General features: G+C 62.4%; 5 protein-coding genes. All 5 read right to left on the bottom strand.

Going from position 1 to position 12342, the window contains the following annotated elements; all coding sequences use genetic code 11:
* Nucleotides 1-39: 39 nt before the first annotated feature.
* Nucleotides 40-954, bottom strand: a complete 915-nt coding sequence (locus KI241_RS20550) for a hypothetical protein (protein WP_234407984.1) — start codon at nt 952-954, stop codon at nt 40-42.
* Nucleotides 955-1138: 184 nt separating this feature from the next.
* Nucleotides 1139-1735 (bottom strand): DUF1629 domain-containing protein, encoded by a 597-nt coding sequence (locus KI241_RS20555; protein ID WP_042728502.1) that lies wholly within the window; start codon nt 1733-1735, stop codon nt 1139-1141.
* A 61-nt stretch (nt 1736-1796) separates the two neighbouring features.
* Complete coding sequence (locus KI241_RS20560) at nt 1797-2693, bottom strand: PoNe immunity protein domain-containing protein (protein ID WP_042728503.1); 897 nt, start codon at nt 2691-2693, stop codon at nt 1797-1799.
* Complete coding sequence (locus KI241_RS20565) at nt 2694-11771, bottom strand: hemagglutinin repeat-containing protein (protein WP_212802943.1); 9078 nt, start codon at nt 11769-11771, stop codon at nt 2694-2696. It abuts the gene before it with no gap.
* Between the two features lie 47 nt (nt 11772-11818).
* On the bottom strand, nt 11819-12337 hold the full coding sequence (locus tag KI241_RS20570) for a toxin-activating lysine-acyltransferase (RefSeq protein WP_042728505.1): 519 nt from the start codon (nt 12335-12337) through the stop codon (nt 11819-11821).
* Nucleotides 12338-12342 lie beyond the last annotated feature (5 nt).

Below are 12342 nucleotides of genomic sequence, written 5' to 3' on the forward strand. Positions count from 1 at the left end.
TCTGGCATTTAAATTAGGAACCAGTAACCACTCTCGCTGCTAAAGTACGAAGAAACCCTCGTAGGCTGCCTCCACCCGCTCAACAAGCTGATCAGAAATGATGCCCACGCTCTCTAACTCGGCAGCTTCGGCGAATAACAAAGGACTCGACACAACTGGCGTAGTCAAACCTAATTGTTGTCGCACACGAAAAATTGCGTGAATCTCTAAAGGTAGCAGATCGAAAGGCGCATATTTGAATTCAGGGTCCCACGCCCCACCGCTGTCCTCAAAATTGGAGAGATGATACTTACATAGTTTTTCCAGCGCTTGAGCGAGCCCTTGCTCATTACTCCATTCGTTTATCACCTCTTGATAAACACCTAAATTCATCGACTTAATTTCTGGAAGCGTCTCTCCTTGCGAATAGACTGAATAAAGCCAGAGCATGAAAGGTTCGAATCGACGCTGTTCAAGATAGCTAGCATCGACAGCGCCATTGATAGCCAGCATCCCGGCCAAAACATCGGCTACGGAGGCGGCCAGGTCTCGACGATCAGCCACTATCAATCCTGCCAATAGGCATCCAGCGAGGCTCAATTGATTAGTCAAATTGGGGACAGTTTTGACGCCTTGCAGAAAACTCGTCTTGGAGAAAGCCTTCGCTTTGAGCATCAGGGCCCAATAACGGTACATCATCGAACGCGAGACGTGCTCCCAGCCAGCGGGATCTCGATCACTAATAGCAACTTCTCCCTGAACACCGTAGTAGGTCGCCAGCATCCCCAACGAATCAGCCACGTTGTCCAATCCACCTAACGAGTCGCTAGCCAGATCCTCATCAATGTAGGCAAGCTCTTGAGCCGTCATGTCTCCCGACTGGGATAGCCAACGTCGATGCTGTTCAAGCAGAGTATTGATTTTTTCCATTTCAGTGCGGTTCCCATGTAACTCAAAAACGTCTTGCGTGCCCAAGGAAAACTCTTAGTACTTCTCCCTTCAAATCAACGCCGATCAAATTTCCGCTCACACTTTCAGGTGATTGCCTAAGTTCAGGCGCTTGGCGGCAGCATCAATTAACGGGGAGTTGGTGTCCGGTTTGGTAGGGGCAAGTCCACTTGCTCCCTCGCACAAAAGGATGGTGTCAAGCTTCATCCCATCAGCAAATAACTTCACCCTCACCATTCACCCCCTCCAATAGCATGCCTCTGAGACCCGCACGCTCCAGCCGAAGCTTCACATCCTCGCTAACGATCAATGCTCCCAAGTGTTTCTTGATACGAAAAATATGTTTTCCCTGGGCCTTGGCAGGATCAATGACAAGATTCAGAAAAACGCTGTATTCGCCAGCTCGATCAGGTCGTACGGGATCATTGACCTCATATTTTTTGAAAGCGGAGCGTGATTCGTCTACGCAATCCAATTGGGTCTCGACAATCATCACATAGTAACGACCATGAGCTTGCTCGCCTGCAACCGACACAGGCTCGAGCACGACATTCATATACGGTTCATCAACATCGGGAAAGCCCAACAATGCATCCCTGGCTTTTTCACTCAAAACCGGCACAGAGGCATAGCCAGCCAAGGAAAAATCCAGACTCCCACCTTCCTCAAGAACCTCAAGGGTGTAGGTACACGGCTCCATGTACTCAGAAGGGGGGTCGATGAAGAGCCAGTTGTTGCAGTGCTTTATATCTCCCAAATACCAGCGTTCAGGAAACTGCACATCTTCCCGCAACAAGTAATACTTCATTTCAGCTCATCGCATGTCGTTGCTTAACTGAAAAAGGGGCCTGTAAACCTGCTCGAAACCGCTAACGACGCCCCAACAACTTCGACCAAAAACCAACCTTATTCTCAACAACCACCGCAATAGGCGCTTCAGCGTCCTGCCTGAGCGGGTGTGTACTCGGGCCGTCGGGTCGGAGTAAATCCCCGGGATAATGCTCAAGCCCCAGGCACTGTGAATCATCCAGCCCAAAAGCCTTCACCGCCGCCACGGCTTCCACGCACCAGCGACCGAAATATGCGCCACCTTCAAAATTCTCGTCGCCATAGGTGTACCAGTAGGGATGCTTGTAACTGACTGCCTGGGGATCGGAGCCGGATTTCGCCCCTGTTCGGACTTCCTGATACCAATGACTGACGAACGCTTCCAACTTGGAAGCCTGCGTCTCCACCGGCGCATCCACTGCCGCCAGCAGTCGTCCATAGGGTTTGGGATAAAGGAGAACGGCCCCCACTTTGCGCTCGGGACTGCGACTCGCGATGACCCGGTCGAGCAACACGTCCTCGCCTTCGTTGCCGATAAGGGCCAGCAGCCTTCGCCATTGATCATCGGGAATCTCCAGCGCCAACCCCAGGCCCACCAGCCAGAAGCAGACGATGTAATGGTCATAGTTGACGCGCCAGCTGTGGCGGGTGAATTGCTGCTCAGGTGTCCAGACCGATGCACCCAGGCGTTCGGCCTCTTCCCAGGCATCAAGCAAGCCCGGAAAGTAGCGCGACAAATCAGCTATAGGATTGCCAGCGCTGTAGCGACGCAGGATCTGGTGCCAATGTTTCTTTGCAGTGTTGAAGGCGTATTGCGGCGCGTAATCCGGGTTACCCGCAGGTTCCCTCATGATTCTTTGAGATTCCAGGAGATAGCCGTCATTGTCCTCGACGACCTGATTCCAATAACTGACATTGCCAAGAGGAGCACGGATCATCTACTTGTTTCCTAGAAGCTTGGACGCTGCAACTGGGTCAGCGAAAAACTTTCCGCGGGCATCCAGTACACCCACTGTGACATTACCAAAAGGGTCGGTATGTACTAACCATTTTTCCACCCGCCCAGCCTGCAAGGCGTTTTCAATACTTTGCGCCATTCCACCGTTACCACTGACCGACTCCAGAATACGATCATAATTTGTGGCAGTCCCCTGCAACCAGCTATCGCTCATCTGCAAACCATCCTTGGTCGGTTTCAACGCAGACGAACCAAACTTGTACTCCACGATCAGGTAATCCACACCCGGCTTGTTGACCTTGTACAGGTCATCAATACCAGTCTGCCCGATGTCCGGCGCTCGGCCGATTTTCTCGGCACCCGGCACCAGGGATTTGATCCGCTCGCCGCCCATGACATCACCGATGATGCTCTTCTGCGCGTTGGTCAACGCCCGGAAATCCATCAGCGGCGTGCCATTGGGGTTGAACTGCCCGCCACGGGCGACCAGCTTGTCGAACTTGGCCAGGCCAGCCATCGCCTCAAGCCCTTCGGCCCCGACCCTGATCCCGGCCTTCGCCAGCGCCACGCCACCTTTGGCGGCGCCGCCGACACCCGTCGCAATACTACCCACCTGCCAAACCAGTTCGCCAAGGTCCTGGCCCAACTGCACAGCGCGGTCGTCGCCGCCATTTTCCAGGGCATCCTTGACGCGATCGAGTTTGGCGTTGAGCTCATTGACCACGCCATCGCCGAACTGCTTGCGGGCCTCGGGGTCGTTGATCAGGGCCTTGAGGCCGTTGATTCCGTCAATTGGATGAAGAAGGAACTGCGCCAGGCCTTCGACGTCGCTCCATCCCGCCTGCACCAGGCCTTTGCCCACGCCGAAGCGGGTCAGTACGTCTTGCTTCTGGTTGATGTACGCCCATTTGGCGATCACCTGCGCCTTGGCCGCCAGCCCATCGGCTGCGCTGTATTCCTTCTCGGCCTGGACCAGTTGCTGGGTCGCCAGCCAGTTGTTGTCCACCGCCGCGCCAGCCGCGCTGTTGGCGGTGGCCGGGTCGAGCGAGGCGCTGCTCGCGGCCAGCCCGGTGACCAGGCTGACGATCAGGTTTCGCTTGGCTTCGCGCTGGGCTTCGCTTTCGTTGGGGCTGGCTTCGGAAAACAGGCCGGTGAGCAGGCTCGACGCCGCCGCGCCCGCTGCGCCACTGCCGCAGCTCTGACTGCTGGCCGCGGCGCCCGCGCAGGCAACGATGCCATGCAGCGCGGCATGCAGCGGCGAGCCTTCGGTGAGTTTGCCGTCCGCCACCAGGTCGCCGATGTAGCCCGCGCCTTGCTGTTGCACGTAGTTGACCACCAGGCTCTGGACGAATGCGCCGTTGCTGCCGCTGATGTTGCCGCTGGCCGCGCCCACCAGGGCGGTGGTGATCTGGCGGTAGGTGCCGCCCGCGCCCCACTTGTCGGCGATACCGCGGGCTTCGACAGTCAGTCGCTGGGAGTTGTTGAGCAACGCCAACCGCTCGGCATCGGTCAGGTTCGCATTCGGATCGAGGGCCTTGGCCCTGTCTTTCTCGGCCTGGTTGCGCTTGGCATCGACCTCCTTGGCCTTGTTGGCGAGCAAAGTGCTGGCTTCGTTGGCGAACGCGCCGACAATCTCGAAACCGGCCCGGATCTCATCTTCGTCGAAGATCGGCTTGAGCGTGTTGCTGGTATCGCGGTCGCTGGAGACGTCGCGATTGAGGCTGGCGACGGTTTGCTCGCCATTTTTGCCGGTGCGCTTCTGCTGCTCGGCATCGTCGGTGATGACGACCGTGCCGCCACTGATGCCGCTGCGGGTGACGCTGCTGGCGTCGTCGCTGGCACTGATGGCAATCGGCATGGTGGCGCTGAGCTCATTGCCGTTCTGCGGCAGCCCGGTGCCCGGGGTTTGCGTGCCGCCGCTGGTGGCATTGCCCTGTTGGTCCTTGCCGACTTCGCGATAGCCGCCCCCGACGCTGACGGAGCTGGCGTCGTACTCGGCCTTGTTCTTGATGTCGCGGCTGGTGAGACTGGCGGTGACCAGGCGATTCTTGCCGTCCTGCACGGCCTTGTCGCTGCTGGCGATCACCCCGCCGACCAGGTCGGTGTTGCCGCCCACGCGAATGTCGAAGCCCTCGTCGCCGGCCTTGATCCCGGATTGCTCGATCACGCTGGCGTAGTTGGAGTCGATGTCCGTGGCCCCGAAGCTGCCACTCATGCCGTTGACCGAACTCATGCCGTAGCAGAACGGCGGGACACACAAGCTGATGCCAACACCCAGGCTCTTCTCATCGACGACGTAGGTGTTGGTGTCTTGCAGGCTTTCGATGTTCAGGTTGCCGCCAACGTCGGCCAGTACCTGTTTGCCACTGGCCACCGCGCCCTTGAGGTTTGTGTCACCGCCCGAGGACAGCAGCAACTGGTTGCCCGCCTGGACATGGGTATTGGTGTGGGTGAGGCCATCGCCGTCTGCCTGGCCACGGCTGCCGGACGCTCCCAGGTCCAGGGTGAAACCGTTGCGAGCACCGAGGGAAAAGCCGATGCCGATGCTCGCGCTGCTGCCTTTGCTGTCGGTCTCCTGCTTGTCGACATTGCGGGCGGCGAGCAAGTTGATGTCGCCGTCCGCCAGCAGGCTGGCGTTGCGTCCGGCCTTGATATCGCTGCCTTGCACGGTGATGTCGCTGGCCGCCCCCGCGCCAGTGGCACGCAGGCGGATGTCGTTGCCGGCGGTCATGGTCGAGCCGGCCGCGCTGTCGCTGGTGTAGGTAGTGGTGCTTTCGTTTTTCTTGGTGCCCAGCGACAGGCTGATGTTGATCCCGCCGGCCGAGCCTGGGTCCATCGCCACGGCGGTAGCGGCGTTGTTGGTCGCCAGCACGGCGGTCGCGGCGGCCAGGGCCTTCATGCGTCCGTCGTCGGTTTTCTCCGAGGCCCGTTTCATCTGCTGGTTGGTTTGAATCGCGCTGATCACCGGGTTGGTCACGGTGAGGGTGAACCCGGTTTGCTTGAACAGGGTTTCACGCTCGCGTTCACGGGTGTTACGGGCTTCGACGACATCAATGGTCTGCGCCGTGACGTCGATGTTGCCTTGGGGCGCCGACACCTGGCTGCCCACCTGACGGTAACCCTTGCCCGCTTCGATCAGCACATCGCCGGTGGTCGAGCCCACGGTGCTTGCCACGGCCGTGTGCTCCGTGGCGAGGTCCTTGACGCTCTGTTTCTGAGTACCGAGGGTCACGGCGATGCCGCCGCCGCTGAACAGGCCGCTTTTCTTGACGGTCTTGTCGTGGCGTTCGCTGCTGCTGGCGGTGGCCGCTTCGATGTTGACGTTGTTGTCCGCCACCAGGATGGTCTTGGTGGTGGAGACCACGTTGCTGCCACTCAGGTTGATGTCGCGCCCGGCCTGCACATACGTCTGCTCGCCACTCAGGGTGGAGCCTTCGGCCTGGGTCTGGCTGACGGTGTCGCGGGTGGTGGTGGTCTTGCTGGAGAACCACCCACTCTTGCCTTTGACCTTGTGCGCTTCGTCGGCGAACTGGTAGTTCTGGGCCGTGGTGAGGTTGACGTCACGCTTGGCCTCGGCAAACACCGCGCCCTGCTCGCTGGTCACGTGGGCGGCGCGGGCGTTGAGGTCCTGGCCCGCGCTCAGGCGGACATCGCCCTGGCCCTGGATCAGCGAGCCGACTTCGGTCTGGCTGGCGTCGTTGCGCCAGTTGCTGCTGTTCCAGGTCAACGCTTGCTGATGCGCCTCGCCCACGGTGCCGAGGTTGAGGTTGTTGCCGGCCTCCAGAGACGTGCTGCCGCCCTGGCCTGCATTGACGACCTGGGCCCCGGTGAGATTCAAGTCCTTGCCGGCGCTGACATTCATCGTGCCCTGGGCACCGCTGACGAACAGCCCGGCCACCCGTGACAACTGCGTCCGGGTGCCTTGGGCGCTGCTGCTGTCGCGACTACTGGAAATGACGTTGATGTCCTGCCCAGCCTTCACCGACAGGTTGTCCACGGCGCCGATCAGGCCACCGAGGTTGTTGAGGTTGTCCCTGGCGGTGACCGAGGCGTTGTCGGCCTGGATACGCCCACCCAGGTTCTGAATGTTCTGCGCGGTGATCGCCATGACACTGCGCCCGGCCAGGCTGCCGCTATTGACCAGGTCGCCGGCGATGTTCAGGTTCAGGCGCTGCCCGGCGATCAGCGCACCGGAGCCGTTGAGGTCGCCTTCCTGGACCCGCACGTAGACCTGCGGCACCAGCACGTTGCGGGTGTCGCCGTTAGGGAGGGTCACTTGCTTTTGCACCAGCCAGACGATGTCACTGGTCAGCTGGGCCATCTGCTCGGACGTCAACGCCACGCCGGGCACCAATTGCCATTGGTTGGCGACGGTGACGGCGTTGTCGATCAGGGCACGGTATTGCAGTTCATCATTGGCGTAGCCATCGAGGAAACGTCGGCCGGTGAGTTGCGCCACTTGTTCGCGAATCAGCTTCTGTTCGTAGAAACCGTCGCCCAGGCGCTGTTGGGTCAGGGCCGGGTCGACTTGCAGGCGTTGCAGCATGTAGTCCGAGGACAGCCAGGTGCGGTAGCTGGCAAAGCGCGGGTCGGTTTCGATCAGATAGCCGCCGGTGTTCTGCGGGTTGGTGTTGAACAGGCTGTTGTTCGGCAACGCCAGGGACGGCCCGCCGCTGCGGATCTGCTCAGCCACGCCTTGGCTGTTCAGGGTGGTCTGGGCGGCGACCTGGACGATCGGCGCGACCTGGTGGGTGCGGCTGCCCGTGGCGTTGACCGCGCCTGTGGCGGCGACCTGCTCGGTGACGCCCTGGGTGGCGCGCGCGGCGATCTGGGTGCCGGTGCCATTGCCCGCGGTGTTCTCGGCGAACACGGTTGGTTGCAGGGTGATGTCCTGGATCATCGGCGCCGGCGTGTAGTCTGTGACGGCCGTGCCCTGGCGGTCGCGCCCCTTGCGCTGGATGCGATAGAAGTGGGTGGCGGTGCCGCTGTCGGTGGTGGTGCGCTGGCCCGTCAGTTCAGTGTTGGTCAGGCTGCCGATGTCGGCCTGCAGCAGTCCGCCGGCAATGATCCGGCTCTTGTCGTTGAGCACGTCGCCGGCGCTGATCTGCATCGTCCCACCGGAGAGGATCTGCGCCGGTGCCGAGGTGGCGATCTGGGTCTCCGCCACCACCCGGGTGTAGTCGTAGCGGTTCCAGTTGTCCTCGCGGCCTTCGGGGGTGGCCAGGTAGAGCACTTCGTCGCTGCTGACCGAAACCTGGTTGCCCTGGTAGCGGTTCGTCGAACCGGTGAGTTGGAATTCCTGCAAGGCGGTACGACTGACCTCCACCTGCCGGGTGCTGAAATGCTCGTTGGTGTTGCGCACGCTTTGCACGTTCAGTGACAGGTTGCCGAGGGCCTCGATGGTCGCGCTGGCGTTGGTCAGCAACTGGGCGCGGTCCTGGGCCTTGTCAGCCGCGCTCAACGCGCCGCCGATGGCGAGGTCGCCAGCGCTGAAGATCAGGGCCTGCTCGCGGTTGTCCAGGCTACCGGCGCCGATGTCCAGCGACTCGCGGGCGGCGATGGTCGCGCCGATGCCGTTTTCGTCCCGGTTGTTCAGCGTCGAAGCGCTGATCGCCAGACGGTCGCCGTAGAGCCGGCCCGTGCCCAGGTTGTTGAGCGAGAGGGCCTGCACCCGCACTTGCTGGCCGTCGATCAGGCCACGGTTGGTCAGGCTGTCGTTGACGGTCAGGCGAACCTGGCCGGCGCTGATCTCGCCGGTGCCGGCATTGTCCAGCGTCTGCGCGCGGACCGTCAGCAGGTTGCCGGCCAGCAATTGCCCGCTGTTGTTGAAGGCGCCCTCGGTACTCAGGTCGACCTGACCGTTGGCCTGGATCTGGCCGCTCAAGTCCAGGCCGCCTTGCAGCCTGAAGGTCAGGTCGCCCAGGCTCAGGGCCCTGCCGGTGCCACCGTAGTAGGCCGCATTGAGCGACAGCAGGCTGCCCGCGAGCAAGGTGCCGCCCTGGTTGTGCACGGCCTGGCGCCGTTGCGCCGGGTCACGGTCGCTGATGCTCAACCCGGCGCCAGAGGAAATCAGCCCGCCTTCGTTGTTCAACGCCTGGCTGATCCCCAGGCTCAGCCCCTGGTCGGCGCGAATCGCACCGGACTGGTTGGAAAGCGTATTGACCGCCAGGCTCATGGCGCGGCCTTCGAGGCCTTGCTGGGTGCCTCGGGTGGCGCCGTTGTCGAGCACGTCGGCGCTCACGTCCAGCGTTCCTGCACTGCGGATCAACCCGCCCTGGTTATTGAGCGTCTCCCCCAGCACCATCTGGACATCGCCGAGGCCTTGCAACTGACCGCCGCGATTGTCCACCCGGGCGCTTTCGACCCGTACGGTTTTCTCGCCGATGATCTGGCCGCCGCTGCCATTGCCCAGGTCGGTGGCCTTGAGCAACAGGGAGCCCTTGGCTCCCAGGAAACCCGCACTGTTGTCGAGGCTGGCCGTGCGGATTTCGACGCTGTCCTGGCCGCTGATCCCTTGGGTGGTGCCCGACTGCAGGTTGTTCAGCGCCTGGTTGCCGGTGTCGATGAGCAGCTTGCCCTTGGCCTGGATCAAGCCGGCGGCGTTATGCAATTGGCCGCTGCGCAGGTCGAGGGTTGCGGTGGCGTTCAGCGTGCCCTGGCTGTTGTCCACCCGGTTGCCGTGGCTGTCCAGGTCCAGAGCGCCGCCGCTGATCACCCCGCCCTGGTTGTTCAGGCCCAGGGCCGACAGCGTGATGTCACCCAGCGCTTCAAGACGCCCACCGCTGTTGTTCAGCCCATCGCCGGAGACGCTGACCCGCAGCCCGGACTGCACCGAGCCCAGCACGCCATTGGTGTTATTGAATTGCCCGGCGATGATCTCCATGCGCTGGGTGGCGGCCATCGTGCCGCCGATGTTGTTCAACTGATCGAACGTCGCCCGCAACTCACCCCCGGCACTCACGGTGCCCTGGCTGTTGTCCAGGCGGGCTCCCTTCACCTGGGCGTTGCCGCTGGCGGCCAGGGTGCCTGAACTGTTGTCGATCCGTTGGCCGGCGGTCACCGTCAGCGCCCCGCCGTCGGTGGCGACGACTTTGCCGCCCTGGTTGTTCAGCGTGCCGACATCAAGGTTCACCGCGCCGGGGCTGCTGACGCGCCCGTCCTGGTTGTCGAAGCGCTCACGGGCGGTCACCTGCAAGGGCTGCGCGCCGGTCTGCACAATCTGTCCGCGCTGGTTGGACAGGGTCTGGGTGTCGAACGTGATCTGCTGGCCCTGGGTCAGGCCATCGTCCACCACCACGTCGGTGGCCTTGATCGTCACCTTGCCGTTGCTGGCCACGCTGCCTTTGCCACCGGCCAACTGGTTGGCCTGGATATCCAGGGTGCCTTTGCCGGCGTGCTCGACCTTGCCCTTGCCGTTGTCCAGACGACTGGCGCCCAGCTTCAGGTTGTCGGCATTGGAGGCGATGCGCCCGTCGCGGTTGTCGAGGGTCGCACTGGCCTTGATCAAGGTGTCTGCGGTGCCGGTCTGGATCAACTCACCGCCGGTGTTGGCAATGTCCCGGGCGCTCAATTGCAGGTTGCCGGCGTTGACCTTGGCCGCGCCGGTGCGCAGGGTCTTGGCCGCCGTTGCGCTCAGCACCTGGATGGCATCGACCTGGCTGCCGGCGAGATTGGCGTCGCCCGTGCTGGCGGTCAGGGTGACATTGCGCCCCTGGGTCTGGCTGCCGCTCAGGTCCAGGTCCGCGGCGGCGACGCTGACGTCCCCGGACGCCAGGTTCTGCCCTTGTGCCTTGACCGTGCCGGCCCGCAGCGCGAGGTTGCCCGCGCCGGCCAGCTTGCCGTCCGCGCCGACACCCGCCGCCACGCTGGACGCCTGGGTGCTGCGGATGTTGCGGGCGGTCAGCGTCGTGTGGTTCAGGCTGGCAACGGTGCCGCTGTTGTCGATGTCGCCGGTGCTGTCGAGCGTCAAGTCGCCCTTGGCGTAGAGCGTGCCACTGTTGTCGACCTCGGTGGCCTTGATACGGGTCGCGGTGGCGCTGCTGATCGCGCCCTGGTTCTGCAACTTGCCGTCGGCGCTGACGACCACTTCACCGGCCATGGCGCCAATCTGCCCGGCGTTGCGCACACCCACGCCGGACTCGGTGCCCACCAGCATGATTTTGCCGGCGTACATGCCGCCCAGCTTGGCGACGTCGATGGCCACGCTGGGCTTTTCCCCGTCGTCACCCGGCAGTGGCGTGGCCTGGGTGTTATCGGCGTTGACCTGGTTGCGTCCGGTCGTGACCTTCAGGTCGTTGGCCCAGACCCCGGCGTTGACCTGCACGCTACGAGCGATCAGGTCCGTGTAGTCGGTCTCGCGGGCATCCAGGCCCTTGCCTTCGATGTTGATCGTCCCGCCCTGTACGGTGTAGCCGCTGATGCGTCCGTTCTCCAACTGCGCCCGACCGGTGCTGAGGGTCGCCCGGTCGGCATTGATGAAGCCGCAGCCGTTGCAAGTAATGCCGGACGGGTTGGCAATCACCACTTCGGCGCGCTGGCCCGCGACTTCGACATAGCCACGCAGTTGGCTGGGGTTGGCGGAATTGACTTCGTTGAGGATGACCCGCGCGCTGCCATTGCCCAGCATCGGGTTACCTTCGATCCAGCCGCCCAGTTTGGTCTGGCTGTTGGTCGTGGCGTTGTTGAGGATCACGCCACGGTTGTCGACGTCGAACTGGCTGTAGGTATTGCGCGAAACGCCCCCCGCGCTGGGGGCCTGGATATTCACCTGGGGTGTACCGTTGGCGCTTTCGATCACACCGGGACGCTGGCCGGCCGGCGCGCCGGGATCCGCCACGATGGTCGCGGCCCAGGCAGGCGCCACGTTCAAGGACACCAATCCGATCGCCGCCATCACGGCAAAGCGCAACGGCCCGAGCGTCGCCGCGCAGGCCACCGGTCCCGGCGTCGGGCCGCTACGGGTCCCCGGAGCCTTGACCTGACTGGTGACATTCTCGGCCACCACCATCAGCAGTCCGCGAGCCTTGTTGAAAACGATTCGGTACAGGTGCTTGTTCATGGCAATTCCATTTGCGGTTCTGGCCCGCAATTAACTCGGGGTTAGCGTTACGGTGCGACTGCCAGCGGGTGAGCGGCAAACCAGGCCTTGGCCTGTTCAGGGATGACACCGATCCCTTGGAATGTCTTGACCCGCAGGCCGCGTTCCTCGCCTCGGTGATAGAGCGCACGCCCACACCGGTTGGCGAACAACTGTCGATGCAGCAGGCGGGTGACCACGCCGGTGTGGCCGAACGGCGCCACCCAGTCGTTGAGCCAGAGACGCTCGCCGCTGTTCCAGTCGGCTTCTGTCAGGGTCAGTGGCGATTGCCTTAGGTAGCGTTGCTCGGTGGCCGCGTCGAGGTTGAGCCAGGACAGGTAGAACACCGGTTTTCCCTGTTCGCTGGCGAGCACGAACTGGCGATGCTTGAGGGCCGGCAACAACAACGTCGGCAAGCTGTGCAACGGCGCATCGCGGTGAGCCTTGGAATGCATCCACAGCCAGGTGGCCGAGCCGAACACGGCAGCCTCGTTCCAGGGCTCATCGATCAAGCCGGGGGCAATGATGTCTAGCGTCTCGAACTGCATGGGAT

This window comes from Pseudomonas sp. Cab53 (genome assembly GCF_018325965.1).
GTDB lineage: Bacteria > Pseudomonadota > Gammaproteobacteria > Pseudomonadales > Pseudomonadaceae > Aquipseudomonas > Aquipseudomonas chlororaphis_E.